We start from the raw sequence: 25,160 nt of genomic DNA on the forward strand, positions 1-25,160 counted from the left end.
CCTCAACCTTCCCGCGCAAGCTGCGCCATAACCCCTATCCGGAATGCAGGCTTCCGGCTGCGGCGTCAAGCGCCCGGCCGTCGCTTCGCCGCGAGCATATTTCATCATTGATCTTTGATCAAATGGTGATACGGTTGCCGATATCGGATGGCAAGGTCACGTCTCGTGCCCTTGGGAGGCATCCGATCGTTCGGATCGGGAGGAGTTTCATATGGGTATCGGATTGAAAGCCCGGCGGCTTGCGCTGCTGGCAGGCATGGCTGCCTGTGCTTTTGGCATCTCCGCGGCCGAGGCCGCCGAAAAACACAAGATTTTTCTCAGCATGAGCTTCATCGGCAATGACTGGCAGGCCGAGGCGGCGAACATGGTCAAGGCGATGGCCGCGCACAAGAGCATGGTCGACAAGATCGACCTGCAGGTCCAGGTGGCCGGACCGAACGCGCAGCGCCAGATCCAGCAGATCAACGCCATGGTGCAGGCGGGAGCGGAGGCGATCGTGATCTATCCGATCTCGCCGACGGCGCTGAACCAAGTGGTCAAGAATGCTTGCGAAAAGGGGGTCAAGGTCTTCGCCTACGACGCCGAGATCACCGAGCCCTGCGCTTACAATGTCCATATCGACCAGGAGGAGGCTGGCAGGGTGACAGCCGAATGGCTGGCCAAGAAGCTCAACGGCAAGGGCAACATCATCGCCGTGACCGGCGTTCCCGGCACCTCGGTCGACGAGCTGCGCACGAAAGCCGCCAAGGCGGTGTTCGCCAAATATCCCGACATCAAGATCGTCGGCGAAGCGGTCGGCATGTGGAGCCAGGCGGTGGCACGCACCGAACTCTCCAAGATTCTGGCCACGCGCAACTGGGACGACATTAACGGGCTGTGGATGCAGGTGGGCTGCTTCACCGCCAATTCGATGCAGCTCGAGGCGGGCAGGAAGGCCAGCCAGCTTCTGCCTTGCGCCGGCGAAGGCTCCAATGGCGGCCGCATCCAGATGCTGCCGGAAGGGACGGAGGTCGAGGGTGCTGCTTCTCCCTATGCACCGCTCGGCGCGCCGCGCATTTCTTATGCCTCGCCGCCCTATTCCGGCGCGCTCGCCTTGAAGCTCGCCATCGAGGCGATCGAGGGCAAGGATGTGCCGAAAGCGACAATCCTGCCGCTGCCGATCGTCACCAACGAGACGAGCAAGCTTTGCAACGAGGGCACCTGGGCCGAAATGAAGGCCGGATGCAACACCTTCAAACCGTCGCTGGTTTCCAACCCCGGCTGGTTCGCGTCGATCTTCTCCGACCAGACGCCCGAGATCGGCCTCAACGCGGCGCTCGTCGGCCAGCCCGAGGAGTAGGCTTCAGCAATCCGTGCGCGTGGGGCACTGTGGGCTCCACGCGCCCGCAAGCATGGCATGCCGGAACCGGGAATGATGACTTCAACAACGCATGTGCCGGCTATTGCCGTCAACGGCATACGCAAGGCGTTTGGCGCGACGGTCGCGCTTGACGACGTCTCCTTCGCGATCTCGCCTGGCAGCGTGCACGCTTTGCTGGGTGAGAACGGCGCCGGCAAGTCGACGCTGGTCAAGCTCCTATCGGGACTGGTGCGGCCCGATCAGGGCCAGATCAGCATCCTTGGCGCGCCGGCCGCGCTCGGTTCGCCGCGCGCCGCGCACGACCGCGGGGTGCAGACGGCGTTCCAGGAGATGACGCTGGTCCGCGACCTCAGCGTTCTCGACAATATGCTGCTGCCCTATGCGCCATCCGGCCCGACCGGATTGATCAGGCGGTCGGCCGCGCGCAAGGCAGTCGGCCGGCACATTGCCGATCTCGGTTTTTCGGTCGATCTCGACGCCGAGGTTGCGACGCTCGATCTCGCGGTCCGCCAGAAGATCGAGATCGCGCGCGCCGTCTACCGCAAGCCGCGCATCCTGTTGCTGGACGAGCCGACCTCGACGCTTTCGGGCGGCGACGTCGAATGGCTGGGAACAATCATCGCGCGGCTCAAGGCCGCCGGAACGACGGTCGTGTTCATCACCCACCGCATGCGTGAGGTGCGGGCCTTCTGCGATACCTTGACCATCCTTCGGAATGGCCGCCACATCATCACCGCACCGGTGGCCGACATCTCGGATGAGGATGTGATCGAGAAGATCATCGGCCGCGCCCTCGCGCAGACCTTTCCGCCAAAGCCCGAGGGCGCGGCCGTCTTCGGTCCGCCGGTGCTCGGCGTGCGCGACCTCAAGGCGGGCAGAAAACTCGACGGCGCCAGTTTCGATTTGCGCAGGGGCGAAATCCTCGGCATCGCCGGACTTCAGGGCATGGGCCAGCTAGACCTGTTCCTCGCCTGCTTCGGCATGGCCGAGATCGAACGCGGCCACGTCATGGTCGACGGCCGCAAAGTGTGGCTCGGCTCGCCGGCCGATGCGCTGAGGCCCAACATGGCGATCGGGCTGGTGCCGGAGGATCGCAAGACCGAAGGCCTGTTCCTGAAATTGTCGGGCCGGCAGAACGCGTCGCTGCCGGTGGTTGAGCGGTTCACGTGGCTCGGCTTGATCCGCGAGGAGGAGGAAGCACGCGCCGTGCAGGCGGCCTTCTCGACGGTCGAGGTGGACAAGCGTGCGCTGTGGACAAGGGCCGGCGCCTTTTCCGGCGGCAACCAGCAGAAGATCGCCATCGCCAAATGGCTGGTTGCCGAAAGCCGCATCCTGCTGCTCTTCGACCCGACCCGCGGCATCGATGTGGGCACCAAGCACGAGCTTTACGTGATGATGCGCGACTACGTGGCGGCCGGCGGCTCGATCCTGCTGCATTCGACCGAAATTCCCGAACTCGTCCATCAATGCGACCGCGTGCTCGTTCTCTATGACGGACGGCTGGTGGCCGAGCTCGCCGGCGACGAGATCACCGAGAGCGCGATCATGCGGCCGGCGCTGGGACACGACGGCAATATCCTGGAGGCGACACAGTGAGCGCGGTCGGTTCGACGGCAACCGGACAGGCCGGATCCCTGGTGCGCCTCCTGGCGCGGCATCGCGGCGCCATCATCGCGGCGATCGTCTTTGCAGTGCTGCTCGTCGTCGTCGACCTGATCAGCGCCGGGCGGCTTACCTATTTCGACATCTCGTTCCTGTCGAGCGGCGGCGCCACCTCGGCGCTGGCGGCGATGGGCCAGACCATCGTCATCCTGTCCGGCGGCTTCGACCTGTCGGCGGGCGCCGTGGTTTCGCTGGTCAATGTGGTGCTGGCCACGTCGATGGATCCGATGGCGACCGGAACGAGCGTCTGGCTGTGGACGCTGGCCGGCATTGGCGTCGGCATGCTCGTCGGGGCGTTCAACGGCTTCTTCATCGCGGTGCTGCGCATGCAGCCCATCGTCGTCACGCTGTCGACCATGTTCATCTTGCAAGGCATCACACTGCTGGTCATGGACAAGCCCGGCGGCTTCGTCTCGCCCGATCTCGGCGCCTTCTATCTCGGCGATGCGATCCCGGGCTGGTTGCCCATGCCGCTGGTCGTCATCGGCATGGTCCTGCTGGCATGGTTCTGGCTGAAAGGCACGCGGTTCGGCACGGCGCTTTACGCGGTCGGCAGCGATCCAGACGCCGCGTCCGCGGTCGGCGTGCGCGTCGCTCTCGTGCGCTTCCTCGTCTATGTCATCGCCGGCGGCTGCTACGGGCTTGCCGGCGTGTTCATCAGCGCCCAGACCGGCAGCGGCGATCCGCTGGTCGGCAATCCGCTGCTGTTGTCGATGTTCGCCGCCGTCGTGGTCGGCGGCACGCGGCTCGACGGCGGGCAGGGTGGTCCGTTCGGCACCGCCTTCGGCGCCTATATCCTGATGATGGTCGTCAACGTCCTGCTCGTGCTCAACGTCTCGGCCTATTATTCGACCATTGCCGAGGGCACCATCCTGATCCTTGCCGTGCTCGCGGGCTCGCTGTCGCATGGCTCCGTCCTCGCCTACCAAATCCGCGCCTTGCGCGCGCGGCTCGCCGCATGGCGCGCCGGCATGCTGCCGTCGCAACTCGATCCCACCGACCGCAGATTGCGCATCGCTCACAAAACGGCCGTTCCAGGACAGGCACCCGGCTTTCGCGTTCGCAATGCCGAGGCGCTGCGCTACGCGCTGCCGGCTTACGTCTGCCTGGCCGTCGTCATGATCGTCACCCAGATCTGGCTCGGCCGGGCCATCTTCAATCCCACCTACTGGAACTCGCTGTTCGTGCTGTCGAGTTTCCTTGCCGTGCTTGCGCTCGGGCAGGGCAGCGTCATACTCACCGGTGGACTCGACCTATCGGTGCCATGGACCATTGGCCTGTCGGGCATCCTCCTTGCCGGCATGGTCAACGGATCGGACGCGGCACTCGCCTATGCGCTGCCGGTGGTGCTCGCCATCGCCTGTCTTATCGGACTGGCGAACGGCATCGGTATCGTTTTCCTCGGCATCTCGCCGATCGTCATGACGCTCGCCATCAACGGCATCCTGCAAGGCTTCGCGCTTCTCTATTCGCAAGGCACGCCGGCCGGCTTCTCCTCGCCCATGCTGCGCTGGTTCATGACCGGCAAGATATGGGTGGTGACGCCGGTCGTGCCGTTCATGGTCGTCTTCGTGGCCCTTGCGGTGCTGCTGCTTGGCCGCACGGCCTTCGGCCGCAAGGTCTACGGCATCGGCAACAGCCCGCGCGCGGCCCAGCTTTCGGGCATCGCCGTCGGACGGATGCTGATCTTCGTCTATATGCTGTCGGCGCTGTGCGCGGCCATCGTCGGCGTCATGCTGACCGGCTTTTCCGGCCAGGCCAGCCTTGGCATGGGCGACGACTATCTCCTGCCGTCCATCGCCGTTGTCGTGGTCGGCGGCGCGCTGATCACCGGCGGGCGCGGTCACTATCTCGGCATGCTCGGCGGCGTGCTGCTGTTGACGGCGCTGCAGATGCTGCTGGCCGGCACGACGCTGCCTTACGCCACACGGGCGATCCTGTTCGGGCTGGTGGTGCTCGGCGCCGTCATGGCGCTGCGCGAAAGACGCATACAATGAAGGGAATGGAATCATGAGCACGAGCGCACCCAAATCGCCCGACGAATTCCTGGCGGGGCTCAAAGGGCAACGTGTCCTGGTCACGGCGGGCGCCGGCGGCATTGGCTTCGCCATTGCCGAAACGCTGTCGCGGCTCGGTGCGCGCATCGTCGTCTGCGATGTGTCCGACGAAGCCCTGGCGGCCGCCCCCAAGAAGATGGCGCTCGTCGCGGCGGTCAAGGCCGACGTGTCGCGCGACGACGATGTCGACCGGCTGTTCGAGGCGGTGGAGGAGAAACTCGGCGGCCTCGACGCGCTGATCAACAATGCCGGCATCGCCGGGCCGACCGGCGGCGTCGACGAAATCGATCCGGCCGACTGGCGGCGCTGTCTCGACATCGGCCTGACCGGCCAGTTCCTGTGCGCACGGCGCGCCGTGCCGCTCATCAAGGGGGCCGGCGGCGGTTCGATCGTCTCGATGTCGTCGGCGGCCGGCCGCCACGGCTATGCGTTCCGCACGCCCTATTCGGCGACCAAATTCGGCGTCATCGGCTTCACGCAGAGCCTTGCCAAGGAGCTCGGGCCGCACGGCATCAGGGTCAACGCCATCCTGCCGGGCATCATAGAGGGGCCGCGCATCGAGAGCGTCATCTCGGCACGCGCCAAACAGGTCGGCATCAGCCATCAGGAGATGACCGAACGCTATTTGCAGAACATCTCGTTGCGCCGCATGACCAGCCCGTATGATGTGGCTTCGATGGTCGCATTCCTGTTGTCCGACGCGGGCATCAACATTTCAGGCCAGTCGCTCGGCGTCGACGGCAACGTCGAAACGCTTTGAGGAGCAAGCCATGGCCAGGGTTGCAATTGTCGGAAGCGGGTTCATCGGACGGGCCTGGGCGATCAGCTTCGCGCGCGCCGGCCATGACGTGCGCATGTGGGACCAGTCGCCGGTCGCGGCAGGCGGCGCGCGCGACTACATAGAAGGCGTGCTCGGCGATCTCGCTTCGAACGACCTGCTGCGCGGTCAGTCCGCGCACGCGGTGCTCGAGCGCATCGTCGTCGTGGGCGATATGGACGCTGCGCTGGCCGGCGCCGTGCATATCCAGGAGAACACGCCGGAAAATCTCGAAGTGAAGCGCGAGGTGTTTTCGCGGATCGATTCCCTCTCTGATCCGCAGGCGGTGATCGCCAGCTCCACCTCGGCGCTGTTGCCGTCGAGATTCACCGATCATCTGCCGGGGCGGCACCGCTGCCTGGTCGTGCATCCGATTAACCCGCCCTATCTCATTCCGGCGGCGGAGGTGGTGCCGGCGCCGTGGACGTCCTCCGAGACGCTCGAAAGGACCCGCGCCTTCCTCATCGATGCCGGCCATGCGCCGCTGGTGATGAAGCGCGAGCTCGACGGCTTCATCATGAACCGGCTGCAAGGGGCGCTGCTCGAGGAAGCTTTCCGGCTTGTCGCCGATGGCTATGCCAGCGTCGAGGACGTCGATATCGGCATCCGCGACGGGCTGGCGCTGCGCTGGTCGTTCATGGGGCCCTTCGAAACCATCGATCTCAACGCGCCGGGCGGCGTGCGCGACTATGCCGAGCGCTACCAAGGCATCTATTCCAACATTTTTCCGCAGATGCTGCGCCGCGTCGACTGGGCGGGCGAGGTGATGGAAACCGTCGAGGCCGAGCGTAGCAGGCGCTTGCCCCGGGAGAAATTGGGTGATCGGCAGGTATGGCGGGATCGCCGGCTGATGGCGCTGGCGGCGCATAAGAAGAAATCGGATCAGGAGTTCGGACAATGAAAGAAACCAGCCGCAAGCCCGGCGCCACGGCGGCCAGGGGCAAGGTCATCATCACCTGCGCGGTGACGGGGGCGATCCACACGCCGACCATGTCGCCCTATTTGCCGATCACGCCGGACCAGATCGCCTCTGAGGCGATCGCCGCCGCGGAAGCCGGCGCCGCGATCCTGCATCTGCATGCCCGCGATCCGGAGACCGGCAAGCCCGACCAGACGCCGGAGGCCTTTGCCCGTTTCCTGCCGCGCGTCAAGCAAGGCACCAACGCCGCCATCAACATCACCACCGGCGGCAGCCCCTATATGAAGGTCGAGGAGCGGGTGCGCCCGGCCGCCCAGTTCAAGCCGGAGGTAGCCTCGCTCAATATGGGCTCGATCAATTTCGGGCTCTATCACCTCGCCGACAAATACGAGATCTTCAAGTTCGACTGGGAAAAGCCGCATCTGGAAGCGACGCGCGACCTCGTCTTCCGCAACTCGTTCAAGGACATCGAGTACATTCTCGCGACTTGCTACGACAACGGCACGCGGTTCGAGTTCGAGTGCTATGACATTGCGCATCTCTACAATCTCTCCCACTTCGCCGACCGTGGGCTGGTGAAACCGCCCTTCTTCGTGCAGTCGGTGTTCGGCCTGCTGGGCGGCATCGGCACGCATCCGGAGGATGTCGCGCATATGAAGCGCACAGCGGACCGGCTGTTCGGGGATCAGTTCCGCTGGTCGGTGCTCGGCGCCGGCGCCAGTCAGTTACGCATCGCCGCGCAATCGGCAGCACTCGGCGGCAACATCCGGGTCGGGCTGGAGGACAGCCTGTGGGCCGGCAGGGGCAAGCTTGCCAAGTCGAATGCCGAGCAGGTCGTGCTGGCGCGCAAGATCATCGAGGGGCTCGGCATGGAGGTGGCGACGCCGGACGAAGCGCGCGAGATCCTGTCGCTGAAGGGCGGCGACAAGGTCGCTTTCTGACGCAGCCAATCGCCGCGCGAGCAAAGAGGAGGACGGCATGAAGATCGAAGTCGTGGTGGACGTGAAGACGACGCTGGGCGAGGGACCGCTCTGGGACGTCGAGCAGGAGCGTCTCTACTGGATCGACAGTTTCGACGGGCGCGTCTTCCGCGCGACCGCCGACGGGCGCGAGATCCGCTCCTGGAACGTGCCGATGAAGATAGGCTCGATGGCGCTGCGCAAGGATGGCGGCGGCGCTGTCGTCTCGTTGCAGCGCGGTTTCCATCTGCTCGATTTCGCCACCGGCGAGGTGACGCTGATCCACGATCCGGAGCCGGACAAGCCGATGAACCGTCTCAACGACGGCAAGGTCGACCGGCGCGGCCGCTTCTTCGCCGGCTCGATGGACACGATGGAGGAGGGGCCTTCCGGCGGTCTCTATCGGCTTGATCCGGATTTCTCCGTCACCAGGATCGATTCCGGCATCATCTGCTCCAACGGTCCATGCTGGAGCCCCGACGACCGCACCTTCTATTTCGCCGATACCTGGACCGGCGAGATCTGGGCCTATGATTACGACATCGAGACCGGTGCGGCCAGCAACCGCCGCACCTTCGTTCGCGTCGATACCAGCCGCGGTGGTGCCGCCGACGGCTCGACCGTCGATGCCGAAGGCTGTCTGTGGAATGCGCTGGTCTATGACGGCCGCCTGGTGCGCTACGCGCCGGACGGCAGCATAGACCGTATCATCGACATGCCGGTGAAGAAGATCACCAGCGCCATGTTCGGCGGACCGAAGCTCGACACGCTCTACGTCACCTCGATGGCCAAGCCGCCGCTGCCGCGTTTTCCCGGCGATGGCGTGCTGCGCGGCAGCCTGTTCGCCATCACCGGCCTTGGCGTGACCGGAGTTCCCGAGCCGAGGTTTGGTGGCTGACGGGCGGCCGCTTAGAGCAGTTCACCGTTTCATGGAAACGGCGAACCGCTCTATCTCTTTGTTTTTGCGCAATTCCGTAGGGAAAGCGCTACGCGCTTTTCCCGGGAAAACCGTACACATTTTTCGTGGAATTGCTCTCGCCGCTCCTCCCGGACGTCTTCCGCAAACTTCCTGCCGCTCGCAATCAGCTAAAAACTATCGGCACCATTTCTCCACCGCTAAGGCGATGGCCTTCGTGCAGTCGACGAGATCGCGCACCGAAACGCGCTCGTTCGGCTGATGCGCCTGCGCCGGATCGCCAGGACCGAAGTTGACGGTCGGGGTGTTGCCTAGGCCGGTCGGCAGGCCGATGTCGCTGTGTGCACCGAAGCCGCTCAGGGCCGGCGACAGGTCGGCTGCTTTGACGGCCTCCTGGAACAGGCCGACAAAGGGGTTGTCCGACGGGATCTCGGCGCAATCGGCATCGAGGATCCATTCGACACGGGCAGGGTGCTTTCGCAGATAAGGATCCGCCTGGCAGACATTGGCGATGTGCTCTTCGATTTCGCGTTTGACATTGCCGCCCAGCCTGAACTCGTCATGCTCGCTCGGCAGATACTGTGCGTCGATGATGATCTCGCCGCGTCCTGCCATGGAGGATGGATGTTCGCCGGCATTGATCTGGGTGACGATGATCTGGTTGGGCAGGTCCATCAGCGGGTGGTTCTTCCTGGGATCGAACATCCATCGCCGGTTGAGGATGTCGATGCCGTCAAGGATCTGCCGGCAAAGCTGGACGGCGTCGACCGGGCCGCTCGAATACCAGGCGTTCGGCGTCAGTTCGGCATGGCCGCCTATGCCGTCGATGATGATCTTGCCCCACAGAATGCCGTGACAAAGCGGTGCGATCCTGTTCGCCGTCGGTTCCGTCATGATGCCGGCGTCGGCGCGAAAGCCGCGATCAACCATGGCGAGCGACCCCATGCCGCCGATTTCCTCGTCGACGACGGTGGTGAAGACGACGTCGCCGGAGAGGGAAACGTCGAGTTCCTTCAGGATTTCGACCGCCATCAGCATGCAGGCGACGCCGCCCTTCATGTCGACCGTGCCGCGACCGTGCAGGAATCCATCCTTCAGGACAGGCTGGAAGGGATCGGTGGTCCAGTGCCCGGCGGCACCCGGCGGCACGACGTCGATATGGCCGGTCAGCATGATGGACCGCCCGCCGCCGGTACCTTTCAAAACGCCGCCGAGATTAGGCCGGCCCTCGAACGTTCTGCCCTTGTTGGCGCCGGCACGTCCCTTGTATTTTTCGTAGAGCGCCGGTCCGTCCGGATCCCAGAGATCGGTCGAGAAGCCGAGCGCCTCAAGGCGCTTTTGCAGGTAGAGCTGGCAATCGCGCTCGCCCGGGCCGGCCTCCTTCGGATTCGATTTCACGATCGAGGGGAAGGCGACGAGATCGCTCAGCGTCTTGACGATGCGCTCGGCGGCTGCCTCGACGCGCGCGGCGATGGTCTCTTCCATGGAAGGCATTGTTATCTCCAACGTTGGGAAAGTCGGTCGGCGAGAAGGACGAAAACCAGAAGGGCGCCGACAATCCCCACCTGCCAGACCGTGTTGATGTTCAATTGCAGAAGGCCGGTCTTCAGCGTGACCAGCAGCAGGACGGCCGCGAACACGCCGCCGACGCCACCGCGCCCGCCAGTGATGACGATGCCTCCCAGCATGGCCGCGGTCAGCGATTCCAGTTCGAGGTTCTGGCCGATATTGGGCCTGCCGCTGCCGAGCCAGGCGAGAGAGACGAGGCCGGCCGCACCGGCAAGCGCGCCGCTCAGCACATAAAGGATGAAGCGCACGCGATCGACCGGAATGCCGACCAGTTTGGCCGAGCGTTCATTGAAGCCCATGGCGTAGATCCAGCGTCCCCAGGCTGTCGAGAGCAGCACGAGACCGGCAAGCGCGAAGCAGGGGATGGCGAGCGTAAGGAAAGGCACGGGGATGCCCATGATCGCACCGCGCCCCCAAACGAGCAGCCAGGCAGGCACGCCGGACTGGGCCGCGCCGCCGGTGACCGCAAGCGCCAGGCCGGAATACACGAAAAATGTTCCCAGCGTCGCGATGAAGGGGAGAAGGGCGAGCCCGTTCACCAGCCATCCGTTCAAGGCGCCGAGCATAGCGCCAGCCAGGATGCAGACGACCGGCAACAGAAGGGGTGGCAACCCCAGCTTCAGGGAAAGCATGGCAACGATCGCCGAGAGCGAAACGGCGCCGCCAACGGACAGGTCGATGCCCGCGCCCCCGGCCAGGACGACCAGCGCCTGTCCAAGGCCGACCAGGGCCAGGATCGTCGAAAATTGCAAAATCGTGGTGACGGTGCCGAGATTGAAGACCGAAGGCTTGAGCGCCAGCAGGCCGACAATAACGACCAGCCAAAGGCCGCACAGCAGAGCCAAAGTGAGGGCGGGGCCCTGCAGGTTCCGGATCCTGTTCATGCGCGGGCTCGCAGGAATTGGGCAAGCGGCAGCCGGTTGGAGACGGCTTCGAAGCCAAGCACGCCGATGATGAGAACGCCGGTAACCACAGGCTGCCAAAGCGAGGGGACGCCGATCAGGAGCAATCCATTCTGGAGAATTCTCAGAAGCAGTACGCCGAAGACCGTGCCGATCAAGCTGCATCTGCCGCCCAATATGCTCGTGCCGCCGAGAATGACCGCGGCGATCGCATCGAGCGCCAGCGTGCTGCCGATCGTCATCTCCACATTGCGGTAGGTGGCGACGTAAAACGTGGCGGCAATGCCAGTCAGGACGCCACTGATGACGAAGGTCATGAAGCGTACCTTGACCACGGGGATTCCGGACAGCCGGGCCTTTTCCTCGGAATTGCCGATCGCGAGCAGATGCGGCCCGTAGGGGGTTCGCCGCAACGCCAGCCAGACGACCAGATAGGCGATGGCAATGACGATGGCTGGGACTGGAATGCCGAGTACGGTGGTTGCCAGAACATTGGTAAGGCTCGAGGGCAGGCCCGAGAGCCACTGCCCGCCGAGAAGGACAAAGACGGCGGTGCGGTAGACGCCAAGCAGGCCGAGCGTTCCCACGATTGCCGGAACGCGACCGAGGACGACGACGGTGGCCGTCACGCAGCCGAGCAGCGCACCGACCGCCGGGCCAGCGATGAGCGCCAGCAGCGGACTGCCGTCGGCGCTGAGCACGCGGCCGATGGCAATGGCCGCGAGGCCCATGATGATGCCGATCGACACGTCGATGCCGCCCATGGCAAGCAGCAATGTCATGCCAAGGCCGATCAGCAGCAGTTCGACGCTGTTGCGCAGGACGGTCGCCGCATTGCCTGGCGTCGCGTAGTGGGGCGATGCGACAGAAAAGATGACGATCGCCAGGAGACAGGCGGCAAGCAAGGACCACTCCCGCCCGTTCATGGCCAAAACGCCGTTTCCAAACTGTCGCACCCTGTTCATCCCAAGGCTCAGAAGTTGAACTTGTCGACATTGTCCTTCGTGAAGACCGCCGGCGGTCCGAGCAGCAGGATGCCCTTGGCGGCATCATAGGTGGCGGGCTTTTCGAGGCCGGCGATCTTGTTTTCCGCTTCGAAGCTCTTGCCGTCGATCAACTGCTTGCCGGCCCAGACCGTGAGATAGCCCAGCTGTTCGGGATCCCACAGCACGGTGAAGCCGAAGGCGCCGCTCTTCAGGTAGGATCGCGCCGTGTTCGGGCTGCAATAGCCCGTGCCGATGACGGAGCCGATCTTGCCGGCGGTTTCGATGGCCTGGGCGACGCCCGGGCAGGTCGAGGATGCGACGGCGATGATGGCCTTGATGTCGGGATTGGCGGCCATGAGATCGCCTGATATCTGCGCGGCGCGCTCGGCCGTGCCGCCGGCGAATTGCGGAGCCAGCAGTTTCAGCTTCGGATATTTGGCGGTGGCCTCTTTCTGCATGAAGCCGATCCAGGCGTTGAGATTGGACGCCGTCGCCTCGCCGGAGACGATGCCGATCGTGGCGTCCTCGCCGACGCGCTTCACCAACTCATCGATGATCGTCGTGCCGAGCCCTTCGTCGGTCGCCTGCGCCACATAGACGGCACGGCCGCTGTCGGGTGCATCGCTGTCGCTGGTGAAAAGCTTGATGCCCTTGGCCTTGGCGCTCTCGACGACGGGCGCGATGCTGGACGCATCCAGCACGCTGACCGAGATCGCCTGGACACCCTGGTCGATCAGGTTCTGCACGATCTGCAACTGATCGACCGGGTTGGTGTCGACGGGGCCGGAATAGATGAAATCGACGCCCAGGTCCTTCGCGGCGCGATTCCCGCCGGCTTCCATGGCATTGAAATAGGGTATGCCGATCAATTGCGGGACGAAGGCGACCTTGGGCTTGTCGGCGGCATCCGCCGCCGTGGCGACCACGAGTGACAGCACGGAAACGGCGAGCGCTTTTTTGAGTTGAGAAAGCATTGGTTTATCCTCTCTGGAATGGACGTGCATTTCAGTTTGATTTTTCAAGCGCCCGCACGTCGGGATGAGCGCCTGTTATGAGCGAAACGACTTCCTCGTGATTGGTCTCGGCCGCCAGCCGTTCGGCCACCTTGCGGCCGCGCCGGAACACCACGATGCGGTCGGCAACCTCGAACACTTCGGAAATGTTGTGGCTGATGAGGACGACGGCACAACCGCGCGCGGCAAGCCGCCGCGTCAGTGCCAGGACCTTGCGGGTTTCGGCGACGGCAAGGGCCGCCGTCGGCTCGTCCATGATGACCAGCCTGGCATTCAGATTGAGGGCCCGGCAGATGGCCACGGCCTGGCGCTGACCGCCGGACAGGCTGCCGACGGGTGCTTCCGGATCGGAAATATGCGCGTCGAGCTCTTTCAGCAGGCCGTCGACGCGCTGGCGCATTTCCTTGCGCTTCAGGAAGGGAATACCCAAAATGGAGCGTTTCAATTCGCGGCCGAGAAAGACGTTTTCGGCAATCGACAGGTTTTCCGAGAGCGCCAGTTCCTGAAAGATCGTCGCGATCCCCGACGACGCCGCATCCTTGGGCGAGGAGAAAGCCACCGGATTGCCCTCGATGAGAAGCTTTCCATCGCTGGGCGGATGGGCGCCCGCCAGGATCTTGATGAAGGTGGATTTGCCGGCGCCGTTGTCGCCGAGAAGCGCCAGCACCTCGCCGGAGCGGATTTCCAGGTCGACATCGGCAAGCGCAGTCAGAGCGCCGAAGCGCTTTGCGATATTTCTGGCGACAAGAAACGGTTCTGTCATGGCGGTTCCCCGGCGGTTGCTGGTCGGCTAGACGGCCTTGCTGACCCAGCGCAGCACGTTGGTCCAAAGACGCGCATAGCCCGGCCATTCCACGAAGCTGTTGGGCAGCCAATGCGGGCCGATATCCGACGTCCAGGCCAGCGTGCGGCCCTGGCCATGGCGGCCGGTGACCAGCAGCGGATGACCGCCGTGATCCTGCGGCAACCGTGCGAGGATTTCGACGTCATCGCGATCGCGAGCGACGACCTCGTTGGCGCCGAGCAGCAGCGGCCATTCGCCTTCGATGCCGGCAAAGATCGGGTGATCCTTGGGACCGGTGATTTCAGGCCGGAACCCTTCGGGAATCTCGAGCCGGTCGTCATAGGGGAGGCAGGTTACCGGCAGCGCCTCCTCGACGGCCGTGCGGTGCCAGCGCGCCTTGCCGTCGATGCCCTGGAAAGAGAAATAGCCGCCGATCATGACCATGCCACCACCGGCCTGCGTCCAGTCGCGCAGAAGCTTGAGCCGGTTGGGCACTGTCTTGCCGTGCAGCCAGACATCGGGGTGAAGCAGCAGCGAGTTCGCGCCGATGTCGGAGAGGATGATGGCCTTGTATTGCGACAGGCCCTCCGTGGTGAAAGGCAGCTTTTCGACGGCTTCATGGGCCGGCATGTAGTCGAGGTCGAATTCGCTGCTCTTCAAGGCATCGACCAGCGGCGTCGCGCCCAGGTGAAAGGTGACGCTGCCGAACTGATCGAACCCCTTGTAGTGGGTCGCCGAACTCATCCAGCTCTCGCCGACCAGAAGCACTCTTGTTTTCGCCATGACCAATACTCTCCTGGGTTCCCGTAAGTTGTTGGTTCAGCTTGCCAACATGGCGTTGTTCGCCAAAGCGGCAGCCTTCAAAGTCGCGAAATCCGCGATGTAGCCCTGTGCGCCTTCGACCGTGGTCGTCAGGCTCGCGCCGATCGCCGCATGGCGGGCGGCGTCGTCCAGCGACGCACCATGCAGCCAGAGGCTTAGGAATATGCCGGCGAAGCTGTCGCCGGCGCCCGTCGCATCCACGCGGTCGACAGGCAGTGCCGGCACCTCGATCTGCGGTCCGCCATTCGCCGGAAAGACGACCGCGCCAAACTCGCCGAGAGTGAGCACGACCGTTCCGCGCGGCTTGATGCGCGCCAGCATCAGCCGCACCTCTTCGATCATCGTCGCCATCCTGGAGCGAAAGTCGAAAATCTCCCGCATCATCACATCGTTGATGAAGGTCAGGTCGATGTGCCGGACCATCTGCGTGAAGGTTTCAGGCGTGCGTGCGCTCTTGGGCAGGCCGGCCGAATGCAGGCTCACCCTCCAGCCGGCCTGATGAAAGCGCGCGATGGAAGCGGTCATCGTTTCGTAGTGGAAGCCTTCGATGTGAAGACAGGCCGGGCGCGGCTCGGGCTGGATGTCCAGATTGGCGGTCAGATCGATCTCGCCGAGTTCGAACGGTTCACTGATGATCGTGCGGCTACCATTGCGCTCGATGATCACGATGGCTTGCGAAAGGCGGTTGTTGGGCGTGTTGCGGATCGGCAATGCGTGGACGCCCAGTTTGGAAAGCGCGCCGAGCGCCCAGTCACTCTCCGGGTCTTCACCGACCGCCGTCGCCAGTTCCACGTCGAGAGCGTAGGGCGCCCCAACACCGGCGGCGGCAACCGCGAGATTGGCCGCGGGCCCGCCCAGCGCCTTCTCGATATGGCTGGCTGTGATGCGGTCGTCGCGATGCGGCAGGACGTCGACGCGGCAGAGAAAGTCGACACTGACCCGGCCCGCGACCAGGAGCCTCGGCAGATGATCGAGATTCTTCGGCCTGTGGGGCGCGCGGCCCGGCAGCGAGCGCGCAAACGAACTCGGCCGGTACATCAGCGTGGCGATCGCCTTTTCGATGCGTTCGCGCGTGGCCTCCTTCAGGCCGGCAGTCCCGTTGATGAAGTTCGACACCGTTCCGATGGAGACACCGGCCGCGCGTGCGACATCCGCTATGGTTGGGCGCTTGCGTTGCAATGGTTGGCTCCGATTGAAGCGTTTCAAACGGTATCAACGGAAATGCCGCCCCTCAACGGAATTATCTTCTAAAAAGGTCTGGAATTTGCAGAGAAACTTGGAAAACTATGGCGATGTGGCCCCAATTGCGGGTCATTCGTTCCAGAATTGAACGTTTTTCAATTCTTAAGCCGAAAGACTGCGTCGGCGAATTGCCTGCTTTCATTCGGATAGCTTCGCCGAGCCGATGATCTAGATCAGCAGCAAGCCCTTCATGCTGGAATAGCCCTTGCGACCGATGATGATGTGGTCATGCACGGAAATGCCCAGCCGCTTGGCCGCGTCGATGATCTCCTTGGTCATCTCGATATCGGCACGCGATGGCGTCGGATCGCCCGACGGGTGGTTGTGCACCAGGATGATTGCCGTCGCCGACAGTTCGAGAGCGCGCTTGACCACCTCACGCGGATAGACGGGCGTATGGTCAACAGTGCCGGTCTGCTGCACCTCGTCGGCAATCAGCGTGTTCTTCTTGTCGAGGAACAGGATGCGGAACTGCTCGCGCGCCTCGAAGGCCATGGCTGACCGGCAATAGTCGAGAAGCTGCTGCCAAGAGGAGAGGATTTCGCGGCCATGGACCTCGCTGCGCGCCATGCGCTGGGCCGTCGCCGCAATGACCTTCAGGTCGAGCGCTACCACCGGGCCCACGCCCTTGACCTCCTGGAGGAGGCCGACGGGCGCGCCAAGCACCTCGGCCAGGGTACCGAAGCGGGAGAGCAGCGCCTTGGCGACCGGCTTGGTGTCGGCGCGCGGGATCAAGCGGAAGAGCAGGAGTTCCAGAAGCTCATAGTCGGGCAGGGCGTCCGGACCTGCCGAGGCGAAGCGTTCGCGCAAACGGTCGCGATGGCCGAGATAATGCGGCTTCTCCTCGATCCTCCTGGCCTTCGCAGGAGGCCGGGCTGTCCCAGGAGAGTGCATGGTCGCGGAAAGCTGCGCAGGCTTTTCTGCAAAGAAACTGCGCTCGTCGTCGTCACCTGACATCTCGTCTGCCCCCCAGCTCCCCGACCGCGAGCGCCGGGAGAACGAAACATTAGGCTGGCAGGCCGGGGCGGTCGAGCTTTTTGGGGGAGAGCGTGAAGATCTCGCAGCCGGTGTCGGTCACGCCGATCGTGTGTTCGTATTGCGCCGACAGCGAGCGGTCGCGTGTCACCGCGGTCCAGCCGTCCGACAGGACTTTCACATGCGGCCGGCCGAGGTTGATCATCGGCTCGACGGTGAAGATCATGCCGGGCCGCATCTCGACGCCCTCATTGGCGCTGCCATAATGCAGGATATTGGGCGCGTCGTGGAACAACTGGCCGACGCCGTGGCCGCAGAAGTCGCGCACCACCGAGCAGCGCTCGCCCTCGGCATAGCTCTGGATGGCCGCGCCAATGGCGCCGGTGCGGGCGCCAGGCCTGATCGCGGCAATGCCGCGCATCAGGCATTCGTGGGTGACTTCGAGCAGGCGTTCCGCCGCGCGTTTTATGGTGCCGACGGGGTACATGCGCGAGGAATCGCCGTGCCAGCCGTCGAGGATGTAGGTGACGTCGATGTTGACGATGTCGCCATCCTTCAGCGGCTTGTTGTCGGGGATGCCATGGCAGACGACATGATTGATCGAGGTGCAGGAAGACTTGGTGTAGCCGCGGTAGTTGAGCGTCGCCGGCAGCGCGCCATGATCCATGCCGAACTCGAAAACGAAACGATCTATGGTGTCGGTGGTGACGCCGGGCGCAACCATCGGCACCAGTTCGTCGAGGCAGCGCGCCGTGAGGTCGCATGCCTTGCGCATGCCGGCAAAACCTTCCTCGCCATAGAGGCGGATCTGGCCGGTGTTTCTGAGCGGTGCCGTGGCGGCGTCGAGATAAGTGACCATTGGTGTCCGTCTTGCCGGTGTGGCTCTGCAAGGGAGCCGGCGTGAAAATCTCCCCAGATTTGGCACTTGAGGGCAAAAGGTTCAAGGAAGAACTGCCCGGACACGACCAAGCGGCAGGGATATTCGGCGCGCCGGTGTCCTTGACGCCCTTGTTCCTTCCCTTTCAGTCGACCGTGCGGTAGGGCGAGGGAGGTTTTTGGAGATTTCATGAGCGTCGAGCACGCCAGATTGCCTGAAGCGCCGTTGAAGGCGGCCTGCTCATTGCTGATGAGCCTTGTGCTGCTGGCGATGCTGTCGCTTGGCCGGGCGGAGGTGCCCGTCTTTGCCGGAGCAGCCTCCGGTGTCGCCAGCGCCGGCGTGGAGCGGTCCGGCGAAGCGGCGGCGCTGCTGCGCATCACCGGCAAGGGGCAGGCGCTGGAAGTTCGTTCCGGCCGGCCGGCCCTGGTTAAGTTCGCCGGCGGCCATCCGGTCCTGCCGGCTCGGGACACCGTCTTTTCCTGGTTTGTTTCGGTTCCGCCGGCAGAGGTCGTCGCCGCCGACAGGGACGCCCGCACACCGTGGGCGACTGCCAATCAGCCGCGCGCGCCGCCATCGGTTCCGGCCTGAGCGGTTTCAACCGCTCCTTCACTCAAACCACTTCCTGTTCGCGCCTCGATCCGCGCGGCGGCTTCGGTCGCGCAGCGGTGCGTAGCGCGTCATTTCCGGATTGTTTCCATGCAACGTATCAAGACACTCAAGAGCCTTTCGCGCGCGGCCTGCGCCGCCATTTTCCTTTCCGTCCAGGCGCTCATCTGTATCGGAACCGTCTACTGGGCGCTGACGGAGACGCTCGGCCTTTCGGCGACAGGGGCACTTGTCCCTGGCGGGATTTTCGCTGTGCCGTCTGCTCTCGTGCTGCTTACGGCGGTGCGCATGGCCTTCGATGCGGAGACCGATCCCGCCAACCAGTAGCCGGACCGCCAAGGCGCCCGCGCTCGACAAGGCCGGGCGCCTTGGCGCTTGCTTGCGGCGGCTGCGGCAAAACGTCCATGACCGCGGAGACGCCACATTCCTGCGGTAGCGACCGGCCAGAGCAACTTTTTACGACGGATGGCGTTGCCGCTGGTGACGACAGTTCGGGAGATGGCGGATGGACAGACTGCAATTCGAGGTGCCGGTGCGTATCGCGCCCGGACCCGGCCTGCCTGTCGAGGAGATCTACAGCGTCGAACAGGCCCTTGATTTTCTCCAGGCCTGGCCGCTGCGCCGGCAAGGCCCGATTTACCAGAAGGCCTTCAACGCCTGCTTCGGCGCCACCGTGGACGTGGTCAAGACCGAGGATGCCTGCCGGGCGTTCATGGCGTTCTGCCGGGTGACCGGGCTGATGGCCCGGGACATGATGGCGCCGCGCAAGCGCGGTGGCCAGGCGAGAGGGCTGCAAGCCTGAGGTACGCTGCGCTCTTCGTTCTCCTGGCCGAACGAAGCATCGATGCCGATGCCATTAAGCTTCCGTTTCCACTTTCGCGGCTACGCCATGCTTGTTCGGCAATGGTTGATTCGTTGCGTCAGTCTCGTGGTTCGGAAGATGTCCCCAGAAAAAATCCGTGCATTCCCGATCGACCGTCAGGCATTCCTGGTTCGGGAGGTGGCTGCCAGGCTCGACAGTTTGCATGGCGACAGCGCCACCTCGTTCTGGAGGGCCAAGGCGACGGAGTTGTTCGATCTCGTCGTCAGGTCAGGCAGGGACAGGGCGGCGGCCAGCGACGAGGTGCGCAGGTTCTTCTTCGCCGTGCAAAAAGAGATATCGGCCGGCGCGGCCACTGAGCCGATGCCAATTCTTTCCGCCTGAAGTGCTCCGCAAGGCGTCCCACAGCCGGTCCATGCCACCGCTAGCGGAACAGATATTTTGAAACTTCGGGGTTGCCGCGTCGCCACATGACGTTGTCAAGGAAGTAGTGGTGCACGTTGATGAAGATCAGCACTATGAAGAAGAACAGCGACGAACCCAGGACTTCCTTGTCGTAAGGGATCAAGGCAGTCAGTGCCGCCGGGATCAGCCAGAAACCGAGACCGCCGAGGACCCCGCCGGCGACGACGAACCCCAGGACTCGCGTCCTGTAGATCGGACCAAGAACGGACAGGATTCTGGAGTCCGGAACCTTTTGTGCATCGGGACCGTCACGCTCGACATTGCTTTGATAGCGCCAGACCACGGCCAGGTACTGCAGCGAATGGAGAGCCGGCACCACGAGCAGCCACAGCGGGTTTATTCTCACGACCAGGATCCAAAGATATAGGGACGCGATATAAGCGACGACGCCGTTATACGGCAGGCTGCCGCCATTTTTACTCCAGCGATTGATCAGCATCACGACGGTGGCGGCCGTGGAAGCGGCCGCGGCCGACAGCGCAATCGTGTTGAGCCACGCAGGCGTGGCAAACGTATAATATTCCAAGCCGTAATATTTTGCTTGGCTGACCGCCGTGTTCGTCTGAAGCCATGCGAACAGCCATACGGCATAGCTGTTGACCAGCAAGATTTTCTTGTCCGGATTGGTGAAGAACCTGCGCTTCAACACGGCGTCCACCATCAACATGCCGTAGCCTTGCTTGACGTAGTGCCAGCCCACGAAAAAGAACATCGCGTTGGCTGCGTTTCCGAGCAGCCGGGCGTTCGCCGTTATCGAGCCGTAAGCAAAAAACCCGACCATGAGCAGGGGAACGACAATGCCGGCGAAAATGTAGCGGATCTGGAGGCCCCTGTCGTATCCCTCGCCGCGCACCTTGCTTCCAAAATTGCGATAGAAGAGTTGGTAAGAGTGGGCGAAATGCGGATAGTTTATCAAGTAGGCCAGGAAAAACATCGCCGCCGCAACAAGGCTGTCGTATTTGGTAGGCACGAAGAACAGGGCCGGCAAAATCAGGAATGCGCTGCCGCCAAGCATGAGGAAGTCGGCCAGCGGGCCAAAGAGATATCTTTGTGGCGGCGTCGCCGCAGGAGCTCGAGCATCCGCCGAAAGGTGAACTGCCATATTAGCATCCCCCTGGGAAAGCCGATTTAACCATCGAGCCTTGCCCTCGACAAGGTCGAGGCGGCGGAATGGTCAACACGTAAAATGACGTTTCGGAAGGGGGTGTTACCCTGTCCGGCGCAATAGCTCTTGACGCCGAAAGGAGCGGAGGGGACATCGAGTGAAGCTGGTACGCCCAAGGGGAATCGAACCCCTGTTACCGCCGTGAAAGGGCGGTGTCCTGACCGCTAGACGATGGGCGCGCTCAGATGAAAGCGGCTTATACTGGCGTTGTGCGCAACCGGCAACCCGTCAGGTGCCGGCTTGGACAACTTTTTTCCCGCCTGCCGAAGCGAGTGATTCACGCAGCGCCAGCGGCAATTTTTCTGGCGGCCGTCACCAGCCGCTGCGTGGATTTCCGGGCACTTTTCAGACGATTGCGGAAGCGGCCCGATGCAAATGCATGTCGCTCAAAAGTGAGCTCCGTTTCAGCGCGACGCGCTTTGGCGCGTCCAGCCGAACCGGCCCTGGTCAGCCTTCGCCACCGCTGCGCCGGCGGCAGCGCCAGTTCCAGTCGCGCTCGGGGCCGACGTCGACATGGACCGATTCGGTGTGGCAGTAGGTGCCGACGCCGCCGCGGCCGGGCATCGTCCTGACGTAGCTCGCCAGCTCCCATTTCGAGACACCCGGCACCTGGATGTCGGCGGCGGCGCAATACATGTGCAGCGAATTCTTGGCGCCGTTGGCACGGCGGTTGCGGGCGGGGTCGCGATAGCCGGAGGTGACGACCATCTTGCGGCCGTAGTGGCCTTCGATCGTCTTGAGCACGCGCACCAGCGAGGGCTTGAGGCACGCCACGTCGACGCTCTCGTTCTGCTTCAAGAGGCCGTTAGGCGCGAGGCGCGCCATGCCGGCGGCGGAGGCTACCTGGTAGAGGCCGCCCGAACCTTCATCCTCGTTGAGGTCGACGTCGCTTTCGTCGTCGAGGCCGGATTTGCGCTTGATCTCGAACAGCGCCGTCTGGCGGACGCCCGGCAGGGCATCGCTGCCGGTGATGTGACCTGAGTCGTCCCCGAGCGAAGCCAGCTGCACCGGTTTCGCCGTGGAATCGGCCGAGGCCAGTGTAATGATCGGCTTTGCCGCCGCCGGGGCGGGCTTGGCCTGCACAGCCGGCTGTTCGCCTGCGCGCGTGTTGACCAGTGGAGCGGGCTTCGCCGAAGCCGGCGTGGCGCCAAACATCGAGGCCAGGAAACCCCTTTTCTTCGGCGCCTCCGCTTGCTGCGCCTCGCCAGCGGTCACATAGACCGGATTGTTCATCGCCGGTGTGGCGGCCTGCTTCGGCGCCGTCACGGCCGCGTCGGCGGCGGCGATCTTCTGCGCCGCCGCATCGGTCTGCTGCGCCGTCTGCGGCTGCTGCTCCAGCGATTGCGGCGTGTTTCCGGCAATCGTTTCAGCTTCAGCCGGCGCGGTGAGCGGGAAGGCCGCCTGCGGCTTGGTAATCGGCACGTAGGCGACCGTCTCGGGCAGCGCTGTGTCGCCTTCCGCCATCACTGTGGTCTGCGTGGTCGCCGTCTGCGACGACGAATCGCCGGCCACGATCGGCTTGTTTGTCGAGGCTGCGTTGATGTCCGACGCGGAGGCATTGTAGCCGGGCATGCCAACCGACATTGTGGGGTCGCCGGCCGAGGTGCAGGAGGCCAGGAGCACGGAGCAGAGCGCCGCCGCAATGGTGCGGCGTTCTCCCTTCGCGAGGCTCCACCCTGCTGATTTCAAAGTCAAATTCCCCCTCGATATCCGATCGGTATATCCTTGGCGCGGCGTCCGAACGGCTGCGTCGAGGTGCCCCTTGTCTCCGATCCGGAAACGAGACCTGTGTCAAATCAGCAAGCCTGGAAGTATTTTTGCGGCAATTGCCGAATTTAGGCGGCAAGATGGTTGACGACACCATTTCGCCCGCTTTTACGGGTCCGTCAACTCACCAGACATTACAGTCGGTTACACACGCACCTTGACATAGGTGCCGGGGGCATCACCAAAAGTTTTCATATGCTTGCCTGCTTTGCGGGCAGGCACGCGATTATTGTCCTTAGCCTCTATCCAGCTCTGCCAGTGCGGCCACCAGGAGCCAGGATGGTCGGTGGCCCTTGCGATCCACTCGCCGAAGTCGCCCTCCGGCTTGCCGCCGGTCCAGTACTGGTACTTGCCCGATGCGGGCGGGTTGACGACGCCGGCGATATGACCGGAGCCCGACATCACGTATTCGACCTCGCCACCGAAATATTTCGAGCCGAGGAAGACGGACAGCGCGGGAGCGATGTGGTCTTCCCTGGAGGCGAGGTTGTAGACGGGGATCTTGATGTCGGCGAGCGAAACGGTGCGTCCGGCAAGTTCCATCCTGCCGCGCGAGAGGTTGTTCTCGAGATAGCAGTTGCGCAAATAGAAGGAGTGGTTGGCCGCCGCCATGCGTGTCGAATCGGCATTCCAGTAAAGCAGGTCGAAGGGCAGGGGATCCTTGCCGCGCATGTAGTTGTTGACGACATAGGGCCAGATCAGGTCGCCCGAGCGCAGCATGTTGAAGGCGGTCGCCATCTTGGTGCCGTCGAGATAGCCCTTTTCGTTCATCGCCTTTTCCACCGCCGCGACCTGTTCCTCGTCGACGAACACTTTGAGATCGCCGGCATGGGTGAAATCGACCTGGGTGGTGAAGAAGGTCGCCGATTTGATGCGATCGTCACCCTCCTGCGCCAGCAGGGCAAGTGCCGCCGCCAGCAACGTGCCGCCGACGCAGTAGCCGATAGCGTTGACCTCTTTCTCGCCTGTGGCCTTCTCGATAGTGTCGAGGCCGTATTGCAGCCCCTCTCTTGTATAAGCCTCCCAGTTCTTCATGCCGTGGCGTTCATCAGGGTTGATCCAGGAGATGACGAACACGGTGTGGCCCTGTTCGATCGCCCAGCGGATGAAGGATTTCTGCGGGTTGAGGTCGAGTATGTAGAACTTGTTGATCCAGGGCGGGCAGATCAGCAGCGGCCGTTTCAGCACCGTCTCGGTGGCGGGATCGTATTGAATGATCTCGGCGACGTCGCTGCGGCCGACCACCTTGCCGGGGGTGGTGGCGATGTTGCGGCCGATCTCGAAGGGCGAGTAGTCGGCCTGACGCAGCTTCAGGTCGCCCTTGCCGGCCGCGATGTCCTCGGCCAGCATCTTCATGCCGCGCACAAGATTTTCGCCGTTCGAGGCGATGGTTTCGCGAAACAGTTCCGGATTGGTCAGGATGAAATTCGACGGCGAGATGGCGTTGGACACCTGCTTGACGTAGAAGCTCGCCTTGTGGCGGGTGTGGTCATCCAGGCCTTCGGCGTGCTCGACAAGATCAGCCGCCCAGCGCGAGGTGACGAGATAGGCCTGTTTCAAGAAATCGAAGAAGGCGTTGCGGCCCCATTCCGGATCCTGGAAACGCTTGTCGCCGCGCTCCGGCTTGACCGCGTCCTCGGTTCGCTCGGCATCGGCGCTGACGCGCTGGATGGCGTTCGCCCAAACCGTCATATAGCCGGCGAACAGCCGCGTCTGCGCTTCGAGCGCGCGTTGTGGGTCGGCAAGCCAGTATTCGCTGAGCTTGGAGAAGGTCTTCACCATGTCGACGACCGGTTCGGCGACATGGTCGCGCACTTCGCCCTTCTCGCGCGGCTCGGCCCAGGCGGAAGCCGCCTTGCCGGCCTGCTCGATCATGCGCGCCATGTTCAGGGCGAAGCGTTCCGGGTCCTTCACCAGATATTGCTCGACCGTCGAAGGTCCGCCATCTTCCGCTTTGCCCGAATCGGGTGTTTTGGACATGGTGCGCGGGGTTCCTCCCGAAGCGTTTTCTTGACATATTACCATGGGACATCCGACTGGGTCCAACCTCGCTCTACCCCGGCTGCCAAGGAAACAATATGACGATTAACATTGGCGAGACTGTTTTTTTCGGCGCCGGTCGTTTTTGCCGCATCGGTGCGGCAATTGCCCTGCTGTGCCTTGGGGCCTGCTCGAGCACCAATACCAGCGGCCCGGTGCCCATCGCCACATCAGCGGGACCGAAGGATACCGGCACCTTTCCGAACCTGAACATCCCGCCGAAAGTAGCGGCCAAACAGTTCACCGATGCCGAGAGGAATGCCAGGCTCGCGGAATTGAAGGGGGACGAAAGCGCGCAGGCAGCCAATGGCGGCGCCCCCAACGTCACCAATCAGGCGGCGCTGACGGACCTGGCCAGCAAGCATGGCGCGCAGACGCTGAAGCAGATCGAAGGCAAATGCGACCCCACCCTCGACCCTACCTGCAAATAAGTATAT

General features: G+C 63.5%; 24 protein-coding genes and 1 tRNA gene. 12 read left to right on the forward strand and 13 right to left on the reverse strand.

Annotation, left to right across the window (positions count from 1 at the left end; translation table 11 throughout):
- Positions 1-211 precede the first annotated feature (211 nt).
- The 7 genes from FJ867_RS12615 (at position 212) to FJ867_RS12645 (ending at position 8,672) form a co-directional block, all read left to right on the forward strand.
- Positions 212-1,339, forward strand: a complete 1,128-nt coding sequence (locus FJ867_RS12615) for a sugar ABC transporter substrate-binding protein (protein WP_140517096.1) — start codon at positions 212-214, stop codon at positions 1,337-1,339.
- Positions 1,340-1,414: 75 nt separating this feature from the next.
- Positions 1,415-2,956, forward strand: coding sequence for a sugar ABC transporter ATP-binding protein (locus FJ867_RS12620; protein ID WP_140817568.1), 1,542 nt, complete (start codon positions 1,415-1,417; stop codon positions 2,954-2,956).
- Entirely contained in the window at positions 2,953-5,019 is a 2,067-nt protein-coding gene (locus tag FJ867_RS12625) for an ABC transporter permease (RefSeq protein ID WP_140817529.1), read from the forward strand. Before FJ867_RS12620 ends, FJ867_RS12625 begins: the two co-directional genes overlap by 4 nt.
- Before the next feature lie 13 nt (positions 5,020-5,032).
- Positions 5,033-5,839 (forward strand): SDR family oxidoreductase, encoded by an 807-nt coding sequence (locus tag FJ867_RS12630; RefSeq protein WP_140817531.1) that lies wholly within the window; start codon positions 5,033-5,035, stop codon positions 5,837-5,839.
- Positions 5,840-5,849: 10 nt separating this feature from the next.
- The gene (locus tag FJ867_RS12635) at positions 5,850-6,797 is read left to right on the forward strand and encodes a 3-hydroxyacyl-CoA dehydrogenase (RefSeq protein WP_140817533.1); all 948 of its coding nucleotides are present in this window, start codon (positions 5,850-5,852) and stop codon (positions 6,795-6,797) included.
- On the forward strand, positions 6,794-7,756 hold the full coding sequence (locus FJ867_RS12640) for a 3-keto-5-aminohexanoate cleavage protein (protein ID WP_140817534.1): 963 nt from the start codon (positions 6,794-6,796) through the stop codon (positions 7,754-7,756). Before FJ867_RS12635 ends, FJ867_RS12640 begins: the two co-directional genes overlap by 4 nt.
- Before the next feature lie 37 nt (positions 7,757-7,793).
- Positions 7,794-8,672, forward strand: a complete 879-nt coding sequence (locus tag FJ867_RS12645; protein WP_140817536.1) for an SMP-30/gluconolactonase/LRE family protein — start codon at positions 7,794-7,796, stop codon at positions 8,670-8,672.
- Positions 8,673-8,867: 195 nt separating this feature from the next.
- Here FJ867_RS12645 and FJ867_RS12650 read toward each other — a convergent pair whose 3' ends face one another.
- The 9 genes from FJ867_RS12650 to map all read right to left on the reverse strand — a co-directional run bounded on the left by FJ867_RS12650 (position 8,868) and on the right by map (position 17,842).
- Positions 8,868-10,184 (reverse strand): ArgE/DapE family deacylase, encoded by a 1,317-nt coding sequence (locus tag FJ867_RS12650; RefSeq protein WP_140521014.1) that lies wholly within the window; start codon positions 10,182-10,184, stop codon positions 8,868-8,870.
- Positions 10,185-10,186: 2 nt separating this feature from the next.
- Positions 10,187-11,143 (reverse strand): ABC transporter permease, encoded by a 957-nt coding sequence (locus tag FJ867_RS12655; protein WP_140817538.1) that lies wholly within the window; start codon positions 11,141-11,143, stop codon positions 10,187-10,189.
- Positions 11,140-12,066, reverse strand: a complete 927-nt coding sequence (locus FJ867_RS12660) for an ABC transporter permease (RefSeq protein ID WP_224681046.1) — start codon at positions 12,064-12,066, stop codon at positions 11,140-11,142. Before FJ867_RS12660 ends, FJ867_RS12655 begins: the two co-directional genes overlap by 4 nt.
- A 68-nt stretch (positions 12,067-12,134) precedes the next feature.
- On the reverse strand, positions 12,135-13,121 hold the full coding sequence (locus FJ867_RS12665; protein ID WP_140817540.1) for an autoinducer 2 ABC transporter substrate-binding protein: 987 nt from the start codon (positions 13,119-13,121) through the stop codon (positions 12,135-12,137).
- 31 nt (positions 13,122-13,152) lie between these two features.
- A complete protein-coding gene (locus FJ867_RS12670) occupies positions 13,153-13,923 on the reverse strand; it encodes an ATP-binding cassette domain-containing protein (protein ID WP_140495806.1) in 771 nt (256 codons plus the stop codon).
- 27 nt (positions 13,924-13,950) lie between these two features.
- On the reverse strand, positions 13,951-14,727 hold the full coding sequence (locus FJ867_RS12675; protein WP_140495807.1) for a glutamine amidotransferase: 777 nt from the start codon (positions 14,725-14,727) through the stop codon (positions 13,951-13,953).
- 36 nt (positions 14,728-14,763) lie between these two features.
- A complete protein-coding gene (locus FJ867_RS12680; RefSeq protein ID WP_140521013.1) occupies positions 14,764-15,945 on the reverse strand; it encodes a PfkB family carbohydrate kinase in 1,182 nt (393 codons plus the stop codon).
- 231 nt (positions 15,946-16,176) lie between these two features.
- Complete coding sequence (radC, locus tag FJ867_RS12685; RefSeq protein ID WP_140521012.1) at positions 16,177-16,965, reverse strand: DNA repair protein RadC; 789 nt, start codon at positions 16,963-16,965, stop codon at positions 16,177-16,179.
- Positions 16,966-17,014: 49 nt separating this feature from the next.
- Positions 17,015-17,842: a type I methionyl aminopeptidase gene (map, locus tag FJ867_RS12690; RefSeq protein WP_140517079.1), complete on the reverse strand. Its 828-nt coding sequence runs from the start codon at positions 17,840-17,842 to the stop codon at positions 17,015-17,017.
- A gap of 207 nt (positions 17,843-18,049) precedes the next feature.
- Here map and FJ867_RS12695 point away from each other — a divergent pair, with 207 nt between their 5' ends.
- The 4 genes from FJ867_RS12695 to FJ867_RS12710 all read left to right on the forward strand — a co-directional run bounded on the left by FJ867_RS12695 (position 18,050) and on the right by FJ867_RS12710 (position 19,670).
- Positions 18,050-18,448 carry a hypothetical protein gene (locus FJ867_RS12695; protein ID WP_140817542.1) on the forward strand — a complete coding sequence of 133 codons (399 nt, stop codon included), beginning with the start codon at positions 18,050-18,052 and terminating at the stop codon, positions 18,446-18,448.
- Positions 18,449-18,556: 108 nt separating this feature from the next.
- A complete protein-coding gene (locus FJ867_RS12700; protein ID WP_140521010.1) occupies positions 18,557-18,793 on the forward strand; it encodes a hypothetical protein in 237 nt (78 codons plus the stop codon).
- A 178-nt stretch (positions 18,794-18,971) separates the two neighbouring features.
- Positions 18,972-19,268, forward strand: coding sequence for a DUF982 domain-containing protein (locus tag FJ867_RS12705; protein WP_140517077.1), 297 nt, complete (start codon positions 18,972-18,974; stop codon positions 19,266-19,268).
- Between the two features lie 138 nt (positions 19,269-19,406).
- On the forward strand, positions 19,407-19,670 hold the full coding sequence (locus FJ867_RS12710; protein WP_140495883.1) for a DUF6074 family protein: 264 nt from the start codon (positions 19,407-19,409) through the stop codon (positions 19,668-19,670).
- A 40-nt stretch (positions 19,671-19,710) separates the two neighbouring features.
- Here FJ867_RS12710 and FJ867_RS12715 read toward each other — a convergent pair whose 3' ends face one another.
- The 4 genes from FJ867_RS12715 to phaC all read right to left on the reverse strand — a co-directional run bounded on the left by FJ867_RS12715 (position 19,711) and on the right by phaC (position 24,663).
- Positions 19,711-20,853, reverse strand: coding sequence for a hypothetical protein (locus FJ867_RS12715; protein WP_140685929.1), 1,143 nt, complete (start codon positions 20,851-20,853; stop codon positions 19,711-19,713).
- Between the two features lie 167 nt (positions 20,854-21,020).
- A tRNA-Glu gene (locus tag FJ867_RS12720) sits at positions 21,021-21,095 on the reverse strand.
- Between the two features lie 268 nt (positions 21,096-21,363).
- The gene (locus FJ867_RS12725; protein ID WP_140495817.1) at positions 21,364-22,611 is read right to left on the reverse strand and encodes a YcbK family protein; all 1,248 of its coding nucleotides are present in this window, start codon (positions 22,609-22,611) and stop codon (positions 21,364-21,366) included.
- Between the two features lie 216 nt (positions 22,612-22,827).
- The gene (gene phaC, locus FJ867_RS12730; protein WP_140817544.1) at positions 22,828-24,663 is read right to left on the reverse strand and encodes a class I poly(R)-hydroxyalkanoic acid synthase; all 1,836 of its coding nucleotides are present in this window, start codon (positions 24,661-24,663) and stop codon (positions 22,828-22,830) included.
- A 98-nt stretch (positions 24,664-24,761) separates the two neighbouring features.
- Here phaC and FJ867_RS12735 point away from each other — a divergent pair, with 98 nt between their 5' ends.
- Positions 24,762-25,154, forward strand: a complete 393-nt coding sequence (locus FJ867_RS12735) for a hypothetical protein (protein ID WP_140495819.1) — start codon at positions 24,762-24,764, stop codon at positions 25,152-25,154.
- Positions 25,155-25,160 lie beyond the last annotated feature (6 nt).

The organism is Mesorhizobium sp. B2-5-3 (assembly GCF_006441005.1).
GTDB lineage: Bacteria > Pseudomonadota > Alphaproteobacteria > Rhizobiales > Rhizobiaceae > Mesorhizobium.